The 17452-nt window shown below is 40.3% G+C and carries 16 protein-coding genes and 1 pseudogene; 6 read left to right on the top strand and 11 right to left on the bottom strand.

Annotated features, from left to right (window positions below; translation table 11 throughout):
* The first annotated feature begins 56 nt into the window (after positions 1-56).
* The gene (gene ansA, locus NDQ71_RS03185) at positions 57-1067 is read left to right on the top strand and encodes an asparaginase (RefSeq protein WP_064666308.1); all 1011 of its coding nucleotides are present in this window, start codon (positions 57-59) and stop codon (positions 1065-1067) included.
* Positions 1068-1152: 85 nt separating this feature from the next.
* Here ansA and gndA read toward each other — a convergent pair whose 3' ends face one another.
* Positions 1153-2526 (bottom strand): NADP-dependent phosphogluconate dehydrogenase, encoded by a 1374-nt coding sequence (gene gndA / locus NDQ71_RS03190; protein ID WP_192541944.1) that lies wholly within the window; start codon positions 2524-2526, stop codon positions 1153-1155.
* Positions 2527-2925: 399 nt separating this feature from the next.
* On the opposite strand from gndA, the gene pyk reads away from it, so the two are divergent.
* Positions 2926-4362, top strand: a complete 1437-nt coding sequence (gene pyk / locus NDQ71_RS03195; RefSeq protein WP_192541945.1) for a pyruvate kinase — start codon at positions 2926-2928, stop codon at positions 4360-4362.
* A gap of 66 nt (positions 4363-4428) precedes the next feature.
* Here the strand turns inward: pyk and NDQ71_RS03200 are convergent, their stop codons facing one another.
* The 6 genes from NDQ71_RS03200 to thrS form a co-directional block, all read right to left on the bottom strand.
* Positions 4429-5253 (bottom strand): LytTR family DNA-binding domain-containing protein, encoded by an 825-nt coding sequence (locus NDQ71_RS03200; RefSeq protein WP_064666311.1) that lies wholly within the window; start codon positions 5251-5253, stop codon positions 4429-4431.
* Positions 5250-6323, bottom strand: a complete 1074-nt coding sequence (locus NDQ71_RS03205; RefSeq protein ID WP_064666312.1) for a sensor histidine kinase — start codon at positions 6321-6323, stop codon at positions 5250-5252. Before NDQ71_RS03205 ends, NDQ71_RS03200 begins: the two co-directional genes overlap by 4 nt.
* Before the next feature lie 173 nt (positions 6324-6496).
* Entirely contained in the window at positions 6497-6859 is a 363-nt protein-coding gene (gene rplT, locus NDQ71_RS03210; RefSeq protein WP_008110477.1) for a 50S ribosomal protein L20, read from the bottom strand.
* A 15-nt stretch (positions 6860-6874) separates the two neighbouring features.
* Positions 6875-7075: a 50S ribosomal protein L35 gene (gene rpmI / locus NDQ71_RS03215; RefSeq protein ID WP_004587840.1), complete on the bottom strand. Its 201-nt coding sequence runs from the start codon at positions 7073-7075 to the stop codon at positions 6875-6877.
* A 208-nt stretch (positions 7076-7283) separates the two neighbouring features.
* Complete coding sequence (infC, locus tag NDQ71_RS03220) at positions 7284-7847, bottom strand: translation initiation factor IF-3 (RefSeq protein WP_084448114.1); 564 nt, start codon at positions 7845-7847, stop codon at positions 7284-7286.
* Between the two features lie 59 nt (positions 7848-7906).
* The gene (gene thrS, locus NDQ71_RS03225) at positions 7907-9817 is read right to left on the bottom strand and encodes a threonine--tRNA ligase (protein WP_064666313.1); all 1911 of its coding nucleotides are present in this window, start codon (positions 9815-9817) and stop codon (positions 7907-7909) included.
* Positions 9818-10075: 258 nt separating this feature from the next.
* On the opposite strand from thrS, the gene NDQ71_RS03230 reads away from it, so the two are divergent.
* Both NDQ71_RS03230 and NDQ71_RS03235 read left to right on the top strand, forming a co-directional pair.
* The gene (locus tag NDQ71_RS03230) at positions 10076-11113 is read left to right on the top strand and encodes an endonuclease/exonuclease/phosphatase family protein (RefSeq protein WP_301562254.1); all 1038 of its coding nucleotides are present in this window, start codon (positions 10076-10078) and stop codon (positions 11111-11113) included.
* A gap of 41 nt (positions 11114-11154) precedes the next feature.
* Positions 11155-11601: a DUF3010 family protein gene (locus NDQ71_RS03235; protein WP_064666315.1), complete on the top strand. Its 447-nt coding sequence runs from the start codon at positions 11155-11157 to the stop codon at positions 11599-11601.
* A 176-nt stretch (positions 11602-11777) separates the two neighbouring features.
* Here the strand turns inward: NDQ71_RS03235 and NDQ71_RS03240 are convergent, their stop codons facing one another.
* A complete protein-coding gene (locus tag NDQ71_RS03240) occupies positions 11778-12677 on the bottom strand; it encodes an IS982 family transposase (protein WP_033103763.1) in 900 nt (299 codons plus the stop codon).
* A 99-nt stretch (positions 12678-12776) separates the two neighbouring features.
* Between NDQ71_RS03240 and NDQ71_RS03245 the strand changes: the two are divergent.
* Positions 12777-13010, top strand: a pseudogene (locus NDQ71_RS03245) (AMP-binding protein); the annotation flags it as partial.
* A gap of 45 nt (positions 13011-13055) precedes the next feature.
* Here NDQ71_RS03245 and NDQ71_RS03250 read toward each other — a convergent pair.
* The 3 genes from NDQ71_RS03250 to NDQ71_RS03260 all read right to left on the bottom strand — a co-directional run bounded on the left by NDQ71_RS03250 (position 13056) and on the right by NDQ71_RS03260 (position 16518).
* Positions 13056-14162 (bottom strand): GGDEF domain-containing protein, encoded by a 1107-nt coding sequence (locus NDQ71_RS03250; RefSeq protein WP_024601039.1) that lies wholly within the window; start codon positions 14160-14162, stop codon positions 13056-13058.
* Positions 14163-14342: 180 nt separating this feature from the next.
* Positions 14343-15695: an NADP-specific glutamate dehydrogenase gene (gene gdhA, locus NDQ71_RS03255; RefSeq protein ID WP_301562255.1), complete on the bottom strand. Its 1353-nt coding sequence runs from the start codon at positions 15693-15695 to the stop codon at positions 14343-14345.
* 349 nt (positions 15696-16044) lie between these two features.
* The gene (locus tag NDQ71_RS03260) at positions 16045-16518 is read right to left on the bottom strand and encodes a DUF1456 family protein (protein ID WP_192540569.1); all 474 of its coding nucleotides are present in this window, start codon (positions 16516-16518) and stop codon (positions 16045-16047) included.
* 183 nt (positions 16519-16701) lie between these two features.
* Here NDQ71_RS03260 and NDQ71_RS03265 point away from each other — a divergent pair, with 183 nt between their 5' ends.
* Entirely contained in the window at positions 16702-17418 is a 717-nt protein-coding gene (locus NDQ71_RS03265) for a spermidine synthase (RefSeq protein WP_192540568.1), read from the top strand.
* The last annotated feature ends 34 nt before the right edge of the window (positions 17419-17452 follow it).

A 17452-nucleotide genomic window follows, 5' to 3' on the forward strand; every position in this document is an offset into this window, starting at 1 on the left:
GTATTGATTAGCACTTAGCGTTATACTAAGCCCAGTTTTTTTACTGGGCTTTTTTTATGAAACGTAAACGTATTTATATCGCATATACTGGCGGTACAATTGGCATGAAAAAATCAAGCCGAGGCTATATTCCTGCAGAAGGCTTTTTAACACAAACCGTGGCAAACAATGCTGAATTTAATCGTGATGAAATGCCTTTATTTGATATTCATGAGTATTGTCCGCTTATTGATTCGTCAGATATGTCCCCTGCCCATTGGCAATTAATCGCAGAAGACATTAAAAGTAAATACCAAGACTATGATGGCTTTGTGGTATTGCACGGTACCGACACTATGGCCTATACCGCATCGGCACTGTCATTTATGTTTGAGAATTTAACTAAACCTGTGATCGTCACAGGCTCACAAATTCCCCTTTCGCAATTACGCTCTGACGGCCAAGTCAATTTACTTAATGCCATGTATTTAGCGGCTAACTACCCGATTGCTGAGGTTAGTTTATTTTTCAACAATCAATTATTTCGCGGCAACCGTGCAACAAAAGCACATGCCGATGGTTTTGATGCCTTTGCCTCGCCAAACCTTGAACCACTGGCGCTATCAGGCATTAATATTCAATTATTAAAAGGCCAGTTGAGCCCGTACGTTGAAAATGAACTACAAGTCACCAATATCACGCCACAGCCTATTGGGGTTTTATATTTGTATCCAGGGATAAGCCATGCGGTGGTTAAAAGTCTGGTAAATGATAATATCAAAGCGCTGGTATTATTAAGCTTTGGGGTCGGCAATGCGCCACAAGATCCAGACTTTTTAGAGATCCTTTCAAGTGCAAGCAAACGCGGTATGGTTATTATCAACCTAACGCAATGCTTAAAAGGTCATGTTAATATGGGCGGCTATGCAACCGGTAATGCATTGCTAAACATCGGGGTTATCAGTGGTTACGATATGACGCTAGAGGCATGCCTTACTAAGCTACATTACTTATTTAGTCAAAATCTTGAAATTGAAACGATCCGTCATCTCATGCAAGACAACTTACGTGGTGAGTTAAGTAGATAAGCTCAGCGCTTTATACTAAAAACAATCTTTCAAACTAAAAAGGCACGCTAATTAGCGTGCCTTTTATTTAAACTGTTTGGTCTAATTAACGAACTTTCGCGTCAATCTCAACTAAATCAGTTAAATGGCACACTTCACCACGGTGAGTTTTAATACCATGCTCACCAAAGTAATCGCGTTGTGCTTGTACTAAATGACCATTACTTGGCGTAGTAAGTGTTGCAAAATAGGTTTGCGTAGAGCTTAATACCGGGAATGCTAATCCGGTCATCATCGCTTGGCCTGCTATCTTACGCAGTGCTAACGCTTCTTTTTCGAGTGTATCGATAAACTCAACACCCTCTGCAATATTATCTAAGTAATCAGCTCGGATAATACACCCTGCGCGCCATGTTTGTAACGTTTTAGATAAGTCTACTTTCCATTGATGGGCACGTGATGCACCTTTAATAAGCGCAAGGCCTTGGCGATATGCCAGCAAGCTTGCAAACAAGAACGCATCTTTAAGCTCGTCTAAATCGAGCTCTACTTGCGACGTTGCTTTAGCGGCGTAGGTCATTTCTTTTGCTGCGTGTGTATCACCGGTATTGGTTAAATGACGTGCTTGCACAGCGGCAACAAGTGATGGCACAGCAATGCCTAGCTCTAGTGCATTTTGTGCGGTCCACAAACCAGTGCCTTTGGCGCCCACTTTGTTATCAATTAAATCAACTAAAGCTTCATTCGTATCGGTTTCTAACGATAAGATATGACTTGAAATAGACAATAAATAACTATTTAGTGACCCTTCAGACCATTGATTAAAAATCTCAGCAACTTCATGTGGTGTGCGGTTTGTGCCTAAACGTAGTAATTGATACATTTCTGCAATTAATTGCATTAATGCGTATTCAATACCGTTGTGTACCATTTTAACAAAATGACCACTGGCTGACTGGCCGACACGTGCAAAACACGATTCACCTTTGTAGCTTGCAGCAACTTTCTCAAACCATGACTCGACACGCTCCCAGCCACCTTCTGAACCACTTGCCATCATTGCAGGTCCATGACGAGCGCCTTCAGCACCGCCAGAAATACCCATAGTGGCAAATTCAAATTTATTTTGATATTTCAGTTTACGCGATATGCCGTCTTTATAATTACTATTACCGCAATCAACAATAATGTCGTCGCAATCAACGCCCGCTTCAACTAATTCGTTACACACTTTATCAACTAACTCACCTGCTGGTACTAATAACAAGATTGAGCGAGGCGGCGTTAACCGTTTTACCATATCAGCTAAATCAGACACAATGTGCAGACGGTCTGCCATGCCCTGTAATTTAGCACAGCTTAATAGCTCTTCGCCCGCATCTGGGTTTTTATCATAAGCTACTAGCGTCATACCCTGTTCTATCAAGTTCAGAGCAAGATTTTTACCCATAACGCCTAACCCGACTAATGCAACTTGCATTTAGTGTCCTCCTCGGTAACAACTATTGGTTAGTAAATGAAAATAATACCGCGCGCATTATATACCCAAGCCACTTAAAAATGCGAGCTTAGACAACAGATACCGCGCTATGCGCAGCAAAATACACAAGATACGGCAAATTATATCAAACAACGCCTCCCACAGGGGAATTTTCCTTGTATGGATTTCTGAGCCGAGCATTGACGAGACCTGACACCGGTGTCATAATGTGGTCATATTTTTTGTATAAAATTATGACAGCCTAATAAATAACACTGTATTGAACAATGTATTGGCTGAGCATAAAAACTGTAATATGCGTGTTAGTTAAAACGGCATATATAAATAACGAAAAACCGTCAACCTGCTTATCATTTATTAAGCCTACAGGAGAATTTGATGCTTAGACGCACAAAAATAGTCGCGACCCTTGGACCTGCAACCGATCGAGATAATAACTTAGAAAAAATAATCCGTGCTGGTGCAAACGTAGTGCGTTTGAACTTTTCACACGGTATTGCACAAGATCACAAAGATCGTGCCCAAGCGGTGCGTGATATTGCTAATAAGTTAGGCAAGCACATTGCTATTTTAGCCGACTTACAAGGCCCAAAAATTCGTGTATCAACATTTAAAGATGGCAAAGTAACGCTACCTGTTGGCGCTAAATTTATCCTTGATGCAAAAATGGAAAAAGGCCAAGGCGATGTAAATGCTGTTGGTATTGATTACAAAGAACTTCCACAAGACGTCGCACCAGGTGATTTATTACTATTAAATGATGGTTTGATCCAACTGACTGTTGATAGTGTTGAAGGCCACTTAGTTTATACCACCGTAACTGTTGGCGGCGTGTTATCAAATAACAAAGGCATCAACCGTTTAGGTGGTGGTTTAACAGCTCCAGCGTTTACCGAAAAAGATAAAGAAGATTTAATCACCGCCGCTGAAATTGGCGTAGATTACATCGCTGTTTCATTCCCGCGCAGCGGCGATGACATGCGTTATGTTCGTTCACTTGCAGTAGCTGCTGGTTCAAACGCACAGTTGTTAGCAAAAATTGAACGTGCAGAAGCGGTTGAGACTGTTGAAGCCGTTGATGACATCGTTTTAGCGTCTGATGCTGTAATGGTTGCCCGTGGTGACTTAGGTGTAGAGATTGGTGATGCGGCATTAATGGGTAAGCAAAAGCTTATTATCCGTCGTGCTCGTTCACTTAATCGTACAGTGATCACTGCAACACAAATGATGGAATCAATGATTGATAACCCAATGCCAACACGTGCAGAGGTTATGGACGTTGCCAATGCTGTACTCGATGGCACTGATGCTGTGATGCTTTCAGCTGAAACCGCAGCTGGTGATTACCCTGAAGAAACCGTTGCAACCATGGCACGCGTTTGTTTAGGTGCAGAATCGCAAAAAGAAACCCACGTTTCTAAGCATCGCTTAGACAGTCGTTTTTCATCAAACGCTGAATCAATCGCTTTATCTGCTATGTATGCAGCAAATCATTTAGATTCTGTGAAAGCGATTGTAACGTTAACTGAATCAGGCAGCACAGCTAAATTGATGTCACGCATCAGTTCTGGCCTACCGATTTATTCATTGTCTCGTCATGCCAGTACACTTGGCCAAACAGCATTATATCGCGGTGTTTACCCAGTATTCTTTGACTCAACGAAATGTGAAAAAGATAACATGGTAAAAGATGCGCTTAACACTTTAGTAGCTGCAGGCTCTTTACAAGCTGGCGATACAGTTATTATCACTCACGGTGATGCAATGGAAACGATTGGTGCAACTAACACCATGAAGATTGTGACTGTTGCTTAATACCATAAATTATTTAGCACAGTAAAAAAACGCGAGTCAAGGCTCGCGTTTTTTATATTAATTTTATTAACTTGCTAACGCTGCTTTGACTTTATCGCGATAACTTCGGCTTACTTTTAATTCTTGGCCATTATCGAGCACTAATAAATACTCACCACTTACCTGAGTAACAAGCTTACTAATTTGTTTTGTATTTACAATCGCACTGCGGTGTACACGAACAAATAGTTGCGGATCAAGTTCCTGCTCTAGTTCTTTCATGGTTTTGCGAAGAATATGGGTTTGCCCATCTTGGCAATGGAGGCACATATAATCACCAGCTGCATCAACCCATTGAATTGTCGCTACAGGCACACGGATTATTTCACCCTGCTCTTTCACAGCTAAAGATTCTGGGTAGCGACGATCTGTTAAGGTATCGCCAGTGGCCAGTTTTTTCAAAATCTCTTCACAATTATTGCCAGTAATTCCAGCGACAAAACTTGCCAATTTTTTCTTATGGGCGTTGTCTTGTTGCGTCTTCAAGTAGGTATGCACTTTTTCTACCGCCTGTTTTAGTCTGTTGTCATCGACTGGTTTAAGAATGTAATCTAAAGCATGAATTTCAAATGCTTTGACTGCGAACTGATCAAATGCGGTAACAAACACAATAGCAGGTAACGCTCTAACACTTTCACTGAGTGCTCTGGCAACCTCAAATCCATTCATTCCTGGCATTTGAATATCTAAAAAAACTAAATCTATCTTCCCTGCTTGACATGCATCGATTGCCTCTTGACCAGAGTTACATAGTTTGATGACTTCGATATCATCAAACTCCTCCAATCTTACAGCTAGGCCTCTACGGGCTAATGGTTCATCATCGACAATCAGGGTCTTAATCTTGCTCATTTTTTCACAGCCTTTTCAAACGGAACGCGCAGATTTACTTTCAATCCACTTGGCGTATTATGTGATAACACAAACGAATAGTTATTTTCATACAAGGTTTTTAGCCGGTCTTTAGTATTTGCTACCCCAACCCCTTGTGAATTAACTAATTGGCCATTAAGTAATTCAGTACCAGGGCCATTATCGCCTACTTCCAGTAATAGTTCATTAGCAAAAACTTGTGCTTTAATATCAATCACTCCACCTTCACTAAGATGAGCTATCGCATATTTAATCGCATTTTCGATGATCGGTTGCAAAATCAAGCTTGGCACTAATGCATTTTTTGCTTCATCACTGACTTGTACATTTACTTGTAATCGTTCATCAAAGCGCACTCGCTCTATTTCAAGATAAAGCATAAGTGCATGTAACTCTTGTTCAAGTGGCACTTTTTTTATCGGATCGGTATTGAGTGTATAGCGTAAAAAGTCACTCAGCTTTGACACCATTAAATTAGCATCTTTATTCTCTTTTACCAAAATCAATGTTGAGATCGCATTCAAGGTATTAAATAAGAAGTGTGGGTTTAATTGATAACGCAGCATCTTTAGCTGTGCTTCATGTGCCATGGTAGTCGCTTTTAGCGCCTTTTGACGCTCACTTTGTAAAAGTTGATAGTATTTGATACCAAAGTACAAACCACTCCAACAAAGAATAATATAAACTGAATCTAAGCCTTGTTGAAGATAGTAAAACCATTCTGTTGGGCGATAACCGTGACGATAGATTTCCCATAAATTAAACTTTTGGATCACCGCCCACAAAGTACCGGTAACATACGACGCACTGAACACCACCAACATTAAAACCCAAGGCGCTGCATTCCAGGCCTTGCGATACATATAACGCAATGGCACAGTCATTAAACATCCAGCGTAAGCATTGAGCACGATCACAAATACATAAATATCGCGCATTTCGAATACTTTAGAGCCAATGTAGTTAACAAGTGCATAACCTATCCAGCCGGCGATCTGTAAGACCCAGAAAAACCGTTGGCGGTTATCAACTAAGGATTGCCAATTCAAAATAGTTAATTACCTCATTTATTTGTAATTATTATATAGCGTTAATTAGGGTGGGATCACTACCGACTATCTCGCTTTTCACGAGCCTTACCGCAAAGCAAATGTATAGGTACTTTAATTTAGCCACAAAAAAAGGAGCCATTGGCTCCTTTTCAATACTTATTTGTAAAAGCTTAAGCTGCCGCTAGGCCTTCTTTTGCTTTTGCAACAAGCGCTGCGAATGCAACTTGGTCATAAACAGCGATATCTGCAAGGATCTTACGATCGATTTCTACAGATGTCTTTTTAAGACCATTGATAAAACGGCTGTAAGACAGACCATTTTGACGTGAAGCAGCATTGATACGTGCGATCCATAATTGACGGAAAGTACGTTTCTTCGCGCGACGGTCACGGTAAGCGTATTGACCCGCTTTAGTAACAGCCTGGAAAGCTACGCGGTAAACACGTGAACGTGCTCCGTAGTAACCTTTTGCTTGTTTTAAAACTTTTTTGTGACGTGCACGTGCGACAACGCCGCGTTTAACTCTTGCCATTTCTAAAAACCCCTATTAAGCGAATGGTAACATACGTGAAACTAGACCATGGTCATTCTTATGAACCATCATCTTAGGACGTAGGTGTAACTTACGCTTAGAAGTTTTCTTAGTCAGAATGTGACGAAGATGCGCTTGTTTACGCTTGAAACCGCCAGAAGCAGTTTTCTTGAAACGCTTAGCTGCGCCTCTGTGACTTTTTAGCTTATAAGCCATTGCAATAACTCCAAATGTATTGCTTTAAAATTAGTAAGCAGGCGTGAGATATATTGCTATAGCTCCACTTTTAGGCCTAACTTACTGCCATAGTCCGGTGAAAACCCAACATAAATGCTGCAGTTTTACTTTAATACCGGTTAGCACAGGTGAATACTTGCGTATTACTTGGTGACCTGAGCTAAATTCGGTGCGCATCTTAACCTGTTTATTGCTTTTTAGCAACAGGCGCCATCATCATAACCATTTGACGGCCTTCAACACGATTTGGGAAAGACTCAACAACTGCAAGTTCTTCTAAATCGCCTTTGATACGGTTTAATAATTCGATACCAATTTCTTGGTGGGCCATTTCACGACCACGGAAGCGGATGGTAATCTTAGCTTTATCGCCACCTTCTAAGAACTTACGTAAGTTGCGAAGCTTAACCTGATAATCACCTTCATCCGTGCCAGGACGGAATTTGATTTCTTTTATCTGGATTTGCTTTTGCTTCTTCTTCTGCTCTTTTAGTTCTTTGCTTTTTTCAAAGATGAACTTACCGTAGTCCATGATTCTACAAACAGGCGGCTCAGCATTTGGGCTAATCTCTACTAGATCAACACCAGCGGCATCAGCCATAGTTTGCGCGTCTTTTAATGACTGAATTCCAGCTTGCTCGCCGTCAATGTCAATTAAGCGAACTTCTTGAGCTGTAATTTCTTCGTTAATACGATTTTTTTGGGCTGTTTGTTGCCCTTTCTTGCCGCCTCTAATGGTACGTTCCTCCAAGAATATCTAATAATAAGCGTGTAGTTAGCAATTAAATGTATGCCCTACACGCTGGATTTTTATAGTCGATTTTTAATTTCATCGCTAATTTTAGCGACAAAGTCATCAACATTAAATTTGCCCAGATCTTCACCTGTGCGGGTACGTACTGCTACTTCTTGTTGTTCGACTTCTTTGTCGCCAACAACCAGTAAATATGGGATACGTTTTAATGTATGTTCACGGATTTTAAAGCCAATCTTCTCATTTCTCAAGTCAGCAGCGGCTCTAATTCCAAGTTTATTTAATTTTTGTACAATTTCTTGCACATAATCAGCTTGTTTATCAGTGATATTCATAATCACTACTTGCTTAGGCGCAAGCCACGTTGGGAATAAACCGGCATACTCTTCAGTTAAAATACCAATAAAGCGTTCAATCGAACCTAAAATTGCACGGTGGATCATAACAGGTGTGCGACGTTCGTTGTTTTCAGCAACATAAGTTGCTCCTAAACGCCCAGGTAATGCAAAATCTAGTTGCACTGTACCACACTGCCACGCTCTATCTAAGCAATCGTACAAAGTAAATTCAATTTTTGGACCGTAGAAGGCACCTTCACCCGGTAAATAGTCAAATTCGATGTTATTTGCTTTAAGTGCTTCAGCAAGCGCAAGCTCTGCTTTGTCCCACATTTCGTCTTCGCCAATGCGTTGTTCTGGGCGAGTCGACAACTTAACAACAATTTTTTCAAAACCGAACGTTTCATAAGTATCATAGACCATTTGAATACAGGCTGATACTTCGGCCATGATTTGCTCTTCAGTACAGAAGATATGCGCGTCATCTTGCGTAAAGCCACGAACACGCATTAAGCCATGTAATGCGCCTGATGGCTCATTACGGTGACAACAACCAAATTCAGCCATACGCAGCGGTAAATCACGGTATGATTTTAAACCTTGGTTAAAGATCTGTACGTGACCTGGGCAGTTCATTGGTTTGATAGCGTATTCACGCTTTTCAGACTCAGTGGTAAACATGGCCTCTGAATATTTTTCCCAGTGACCTGATTTTTCCCATAACGAACGGTCCATCATCATTGGACCTTTAACTTCTTCGTATTGGTATTCACGCAGTTTTTCACGTACGAATTCTTCTAATTCGCGGTAAATGCTCCAACCATCGTTATGCCAAAACACCATACCTGGTGCTTCTTCTTGCCAATGCCATAAGTCGAGTGCTTTACCAATACGACGGTGATCGCGCTTTTCAGCCTCTTCAAGGCGTTGTAAATACGCTTTAAGCTGTTTTTTATCGCCCCATGCAGTGCCATAAATACGTTGCAACATTTTATTTTCTGAATCACCACGCCAGTAAGCGCCCGCCACCTTCATTATTTTGAAGTGTTGGCAAAAACGCATATTTGGTACGTGCGGGCCGCGGCACATGTCGACGTATTCTTCATGATGATATAAACCTGGACGATCATCTTTGCTGATGTTTTCATCAAGGATTTCAATTTTGTATGTTTCGCCACGTGCTGCAAAAGCATCGCGGGCTTCTTGCCAGCTTACGGTTTTCTTAACCACGTCGTAGTTTGTTTTAGCAAGCTGCAGCATACGTTTTTCAATGGCTTCTAAGTCATCTTGACTTAATGAGTGTTCCATATCGATATCATAGTAAAAGCCGTTATCGATGGTAGGACCAATTGCCATTTTTGCTTCAGGGAACAATTGCTTAACTGCATGACCAATCAAGTGAGCACATGAGTGACGAATGATTTCAAGGCCATCATCATCTTTTGCGGTGATGATTTCAAGGCGAGAATCGTCTGTAATTAAGTCACAGGCATCAACACGGGTGCCGTTAACACGACCAGCTATGGTTGCTTTGGCAAGGCCTGGGCCAATATCGTTGGCTACATCTAGAGTGCTTACTGGGTTTTCAAAACTACGCTGACTGCCGTCAGGGAGAGTAATAACTGGCATTATAAATCCTTACTACAGTGGTGACGCCTACAATGCATCACATGTATTTATTAAAGTAAAATGAGTAACTCGACAACGCTTTTACGAATAAGCATTGTTAATTTTAACCGTATTTGGTTAATGCGTTTGTTGAGTCTTACCAAACACAAGCGGTTATTGTCGCGTTTGAAGCCACTAAATACAAGTATTTAGCCAGACAAATTGACAAATAACCGCTGCATTTCATACTTAATGCAATTTCAGCTGTTGGATCATCGAATGTCTGCTTTCAAAAGTATCCGTTTTGCCACCTTAAATTTACTTAATTATGCAGCGCCTTATTCGTTTTATCAATTGCACGAACGTTACAATGCAACACAGTGGCGGCAAAAACAGCAGTTTATTGCACGCTTCCTGCAGCAAAGCCAAGCGACCGTTGTGGCATTTCAAGAAGTATTTAGCCCTAAACAACTCGAGGTAGTCTGTAAAAAACAAGGCTATGACTATTTTGCAACTGTGGCCAGCCCGCGCAGTGACAACCTCTACCCGCAGGTATTATTTAATCCAGTGGTCGCTATTGCTGCAAAAATTCCTTTTCAACACTGCCATGAATTAACCCCTTGCCCTGAGTTACTTGAGTATTTAAATAATCAAAATGAGTTTAAATTTAACCGCACGCCAATTAAGTGCCACTTTGATGTACCTGGCTTTGGTGAGTTAGCCTGTTATGTGGTGCATTTTAAATCACAACGAGTGCATTCAATGGCGCATATGTTAAACATTCATAATTTAGACGATCCGTTACTTAATTTACTACAGCAAACGGTTGGCATGATGCAATCGCAAATATCACGTTCACTCGAAGCCTCAATCGTTTACTACGATGCACTAAAAACCCAGCGCGAGAAAAATTGCGCCACCTTAGTGATGGGGGATTTTAACGACAATATACAAAGCCCGGCATTATCATTTATGACCCAAGGATTCCACCCTACTCGATGCGAACCCTGCTTAGAGCTTGAACAACCCATCGTTGGGCTCACTGACGCGTTTGAATTAAGTAGCGAGGCTATCGCAGGTAAAATAAAACCCGTGACTCATTATTACAAGGGCCGTGGCAATGTTTTAGATTATATTTTAGTCTCCGGCCACTTTAATACTAAGTGTGTGTTATCGCGAGTACAGTCTTTACGCTATTTAAGTTTCGACAGTCATTTAAATCCTGAGCAAATAGATGAAGATATTTGCGTCAGCGATCACAGTGCTATTGGCATTGAAATCGCTTTTAATGGCAACGACGCTCGCATCTTGAGGTGACTTGGGTATAATGTAACAAACTAGTTATTTAGAGAATGACAATGAGAACATGCGGTGTAGAAATTACAGGTAGTGACGTACTACTGTGTATTTTAACAAAAGATAAAGACGTATTTGATATACGCGATATTCGCCAAACTCGCTTTACCTTAGGTAACGGCAATGACACAGAAGTAATGCGTAAATTCCAATTTGATTTTGCAAAACTAATGCAAGATTACCAAATTGATTCTGTCGCTATTCGTCAACGTGCACCAAAAGGTAAGTTTGCCGGCAGTGCAAATGGTTTTAAGATGGAAACAGCGATTCAATTAATTAAAGAGCTCGACGTACACTTGTTTACAGTGACTGAAGTTAAAGAGCAATTAAAGCGTAATCCAATTCCTATCGATTTTGCAGAAACTGGACTGAAAAAGTACCAAGAAAATGCATTTGTTAACGCTTATGTGTATTTGATGAAAAAAACCTACCGCAGTGAAGAGCTTTAATTTTTAATTAACCTCTATCTCGCACTGAGCGTAACGCTAGTAAGTATTGCAACCATGTTTGCAGTTACTGCTAGCGTTTTTTATTGCCTAAAATTCTTGATTTTTATTGCTACATTGGTCGTATAGCACTTTTCTTTGTCGACAATCTATGCTTTTCTAACAAACCTGAGATCTGGTTAAGCCAACATTAGATTATTACTCTCTAAAATTTCAAGTTCTTGCGATGTTAAATCTAATGACGGCTTTTCCTCTTTTAGGCAATAGGCAATTAATCCACCAAGTAAATTTAGCATAAAGCCATGCATACTGCGGTGTCTAGAGTGTTCAATGTAAGAAATGTTTTTCAATTGATCATTCACCGTTTCGATTATAAATCGTTTTTTCAATAAAGCCCTGTCCCACAATGAAATAAATTTTTTCTTCATATTCTTTCGAACCGTCGTGATCAACTCGACACCTTTTTCTAGTAACTCACCAGAGAGCGCTTTGCTGATATAACCTTTGTCGCCATAGAGTTTTCCGAAGATAGAGTCCGCCATATCAGAAACAGGCTCTCGATCATCCACATTGCCCGTTGTGAGCTTTAGCGCCACAATCTCACCTAAATGATTAATTATTAAATGTAGTTTGAATCCATATGACCAACCCATAGTGCCTTTTCCATGATGAGCAACGCCTTCAAACACTTTATTTCTTTTAGCTCTGATGATGTGACACACTTCTATTTTAGTGGAGTCAACAAATTGTATACCTGTGGGCTTGCCAAGTTTTGATGTGAGGTAACTGCACATCGGAACCACCACACTAGGCATAAGCGCGAGAAACCTTGTGTAACTCAGCAACTCTGGAAAATAGGCTTTAAGTTGACGGCAAACATAGTGAAGGTAGTAGTTTTTGAAATCTCTGTAATGTGACTGGTGAAAATGGATGATAATAGTCATCACCTCTGACGGAGATAAGCGGCATGCTCTTCGACGTTTAATTTCACCATTTTCGAGCAATATACGCTGCCAGCTTGGGAAAAATAACTTTGAAAAATCATCGACATCACAGTACGTTTCAACTAACTTGTTCATGCTCGTTCCTTTTTGTTCTAATCACTCTTGGTCGAATGATCGGATCATGGAACGAGCATTTAGTTCCTTTAAATTAGTAATTTCTTATCCGAAGCTCAGGTTAATGATGAAAAATACGGTGAAGAAGTCTGTGCCTGGGTGCAACCCAAAGAAGATGCTGTATTAACCGAGCAAGAAATTCGTGCTTTCTTGAAAGATAAACTCGCCTATTTTAAAGTACCGAAACACATACGGTTTGTTGAGCAGTACCCGATGACAGTAACGGGCAAACTACAAAAATTTAAAATGCGTGAACTAATGCAAGAAGAGCTCGCCGAGTCTGCATTTTCGTAATCCGATTCAATGCGAAGCACTATCAGCTTAGTGCTTTGCATTGTCTTACTCAATTTCAGGTTGTTTAGGGTCAACAAAATCGGTAATACTGATATTTCGTCCTGCATTTTTAGCTTTATAAACCCCTACATCAGCTGTTGCTAACAATGATTTTATTGAAGGTCTGTATGTCGTGTATTGATCAATTGCAATACCGGCAGAGACAGTAATACGGTTAAAAGGTGAATATTGGTGTGCAATGGGGTCGTCTGCGAAGCACTTAGGTAAGTCACTTAACCAATCTAGCTCATTCGCTTGCAATGTTTTTACCAATATGAATTCTTCACCACCAAAACGCACCACAATATCAGCGTCACAATGCTTTAATCGGTTTGCTACTGCTATTAGTACGTTATCTCCCTCTAAGTGGCCGTAGTTATCGTTATATTTTTTAAAATAGTCGATATCAATCATGGCTAACCCTAAATATTGTGATGGCGCTAACTTGTTAATTAATGCTTTACAGCGCCGATCAAAACTATGCCGATTATGCATACCTGTTAACTGATCGGTGTTAGCTTTTTCCGTTTCAAATAACTCCGCTTTATATTGCTTTCTTAATAAGGTATCTAGTTGATATTGCACAATAGCCAATACAATCACCATGCTAAAATAAAAATAAAGTGTCCATACAATCGAAGTAGAAGAAAAAAGCTCAATAAATATCAAGGCAATGCCGATTATTGACCATAAAACCAGTTTATGTCCTAAGTGCAGCATCGGTATGGCTATAAATGCAGCCGCTACAAGCATAGGCCCTCCCTCTTTCAACTCACCGTAACGCTGAACATATACCCAGAAGAAATAACTAAATAAAAAACAAAATAAAACCGCATAAATAAAAAAGCGCGAATGTAAGTACTCTGAACTTAGTGTTTTATTTATAATAATCAGAACTATCGATAGCAATACCATAACTACACGTAAAATTGTTATGGTTGAATTAGCAGGCTCTTGTTGATTAAACCAAGCCATAAAAATAAAAGACAATAAAAAAAGTGTTACAAGGTAGAGTGATGCATCAGCAAGGCGCATTGAGCTTTTATTAAGTTGATTTTGGAAGTCGTGCTCTGTCGCACTTGAAAAATAAAAAATTGCGGGAATAAGTCGCACCTGCACTCTCCTTAATAAGCTCACTGATCCTTATCCACACTATAGTTTATTGTTATAAATTAGCGAGTTAAATTTACCTTATTAAATAATATTATACATTATTTTTGCTATATCCTGAACAATTCTTATTCAGGATATGACGAATAAAAGTAGAGAGTTAATTAAATAGCAGAGGCGCTACTATACAACGCCCTGCTCTATCATCGCATCGGCAACTCGGCGAAACGCCGCAATATTAGCGCCTAACACTAAATTGTCTGGCTCACCAAACTCAGCAGCGGTATTGCTTGCGGTATCAAAAATATTTTTCATGATCTGTTGCAGCTTAGTATCCACTTCTGCAAACGTCCACGTTTGCATACTGGCATTTTGCGCCATTTCTAATTGGCTGGTTGCAACACCACCGGCATTGGCGGCTTTACCTGGCCCGTAAGCAATATTAGCATCGAGAAACACATCGATGGCCGCTTTTGTGCTTGGCATATTTGCACCTTCACTCACCAAAATACAGCCATTATTAATTAGCGCCTGGGCATCGGACTCGGTCAACTCGTTTTGTGTCGCACAGGGAAAAGCCGCATCAGCGACAAAACGCCACACCGCATGACCATCATCGGGATAATCTGCAGCAGGAATATATTGCGCATCGCTGTGTTTATCTACATAACGGGCTAAACTTGCCCGATCACCTTCTTTGAGCTGTTTAACATGTGCCAGATCAATACCCGCTTCATGATAAAGCGTGCCCGTTGAATCACTACAAGTGATCGGGGTTGCCCCTAACTGATAGAGTTTTTCCATCGCATAAATTGCGACATTGCCAGCGCCAGACACTAAGCAGCGCTTACCTTGCAAGCTGTCATCGCGAGCTTGTAGCATATAATTTGCAAAATATACCGCACCATAGCCAGTGGCTTCTTTGCGTACTAATGAGCCACCCCACAATAAACTTTTCCCCGTAAATGCACCATCATAACGACCGGTTAAACGTTTATACTGACCAAACATATAGCCTATTTCACGCGCCCCCACGCCAATATCCCCTGCGGGTACATCAGTTGTTGGGCCAATATGGCGATATAATTCGTTCATAAATGATTGGCAAAAACGCATTATTTCAGCATCCGAGCGGCCTTTAGGGTCAAAATTAGCGCCGCCTTTGCCACCACCAATAGGTAACCCGGTTAATGCGTTTTTAAAAATTTGCTCAAACCCCAAAAATTTTATGATGCTGGCATTAACACTCGGGTGAAAACGTAAACCGCCTTTGTATGGCCCTAAGCTTGAGTTAAATTCAATCCGATAACCTTTATTAACCTGAATGTTGCCGTTATCGTCAAGCCAAGGCACTCTAAACATAATTTGTCGTTCAGGCTCGACTAAGCGTTGAATAATGGCGTTTTTTTGGTATTTACTCACGTTTTCGAGTATAGGTTCGAGAGACTCAAGCACTTCTTCAACGGCTTGATAAAATTCGCATTGTGCGGGGCTGGTGTGTTTTAACTGTGCAATAGTATTGTGGATATAATTCATAATTATGCTTCCGTGTTAATTGTTATTGTTTTATCAAATATTGAAATAGACATGATCAAGTTTATGCTTCATACAGTAAGAACCTTAAAGTAATGGCAATTTTCACCACTGTAGCATGCTATTGCAGTCTATTTAACGCCCTACAACGTGAATTATTTTTGAGTTAGCATAAAGCCCAATAAATTATTACCCACTGTAAGTGAATATAAATCTATAAAAAGTAATTAAATTTAGTATTGTGGAGAAAAGTAGCACAGCGCAAAATGAGTCTTGGCGTATTTTAAAAGAGGTTTTATTAAAGGGGATTGATCATATCCGCGCTAAAGTCCTGCGAATATGATCTGCTAGATTATTCGCCGCTAATTGTTGGGCGGTTTTGCAACTGAATACCGGTTAAAAAGTTACGTAAGATTTGATCATTACAGACACGGTAATGTTTATTCTCCGCTTTACGTGAGAAAGCACTTAGCTCATGTTTGCTTAAATTAAAATCGGTCAAGGCAAGCACCTCAATCACATCTTCTGTTTTCATATTTAGTGCGATACGCAATTTCATTAAAATAATATTATTATTTAGTTTGCTCTCTGGAACAGGTTGCTCGCCATCACGCTTGCCGCGTTTTGTATTAATAAAGCCATTAAGAAAAGTCGCAAACTCAGTATCGCTTGGCTCTACATGTCCGGCTTCACTTTCTTTCGTCAGCCAACCTGTCACTTGCAGTGGTGTGACGACATGATCCGCCGCTGCAAAAATTTCAATCATGTTAGTATCAGTTAAATTAAAGGTATAACGCAGACGACGTAAAATATCATTATTAGTCAAAGTAAATTCCAGAGTAAGATAAGACAACCAAGCAAGTATTGCTGGCTTATTTAGAAGCCGTACAGTTTAACAGAGTTAATGAGGCACCCCTATTGATATTTTACGCAACCCCCACGCCACTGTGCCCATATCGACATTACACCACTGATGCTTGATTTAACACAGCCTAGCCATGACAGCACAATGGCAAGTATACGTAGTCAGTACGGGCTTTTACGCATCGTGGAAAACAGCCAGCATCGCTGGTTTACCTTAGCCGATAATCACGTTATACAAGGCGTTATGGATAAATTACAGCCAAATTTACTCTGTGCGCCGGTTAATCAAGCCATGTTTTTGAGCCTATTGCCGCTATCAGCAAATGATCGCGTACTCAATTTAGGTGCTGGCAGTGGTTGTTTTGAACGTGTCTTAAAAAATCAAGCAATTCAACTTACGTCTGTCGAAATCAACGCCGATATTATTGCAGCTGCGCATCACTATTTTTTACTTGATGAAACAACCCCAATTATTAATGATTGCGCCGAAAATTTTATTACTCGGTGTCAGCAGAGTTTTGATGTGATTTTAATTGATATTTTTAGTGCGCAGTCACACCAAGCTCTATTACAAAAACACGGATTTTGGCATGCTTGTTTTAAACGGCTTACTTGTTTGGGAAAGATAGCTATCAACCTCGCTCCTCACAACGAGCAACAAGTGATCAACTTGCTGTTATTACTGCGTCCATTGTTTCGTGAGTTTATTGTCATTGAGTTTAAGCAGTACAAAAATATTGTACTTATCGCCAGTAATGACTGTTTAGCAAACATTACAATAGAAAATATAAAACAGCAGGATGATCCAAATACAGTGGATCTGGCTGAACATATCAACCAGTTACTGTATACGCAAAATTAAAAACGCGAGCCAAACTGGCTTAAAAAACACCCGG

This window comes from Pseudoalteromonas sp. KG3 (genome assembly GCF_030436385.1).
Classification (GTDB): domain Bacteria; phylum Pseudomonadota; class Gammaproteobacteria; order Enterobacterales; family Alteromonadaceae; genus Pseudoalteromonas; species Pseudoalteromonas prydzensis.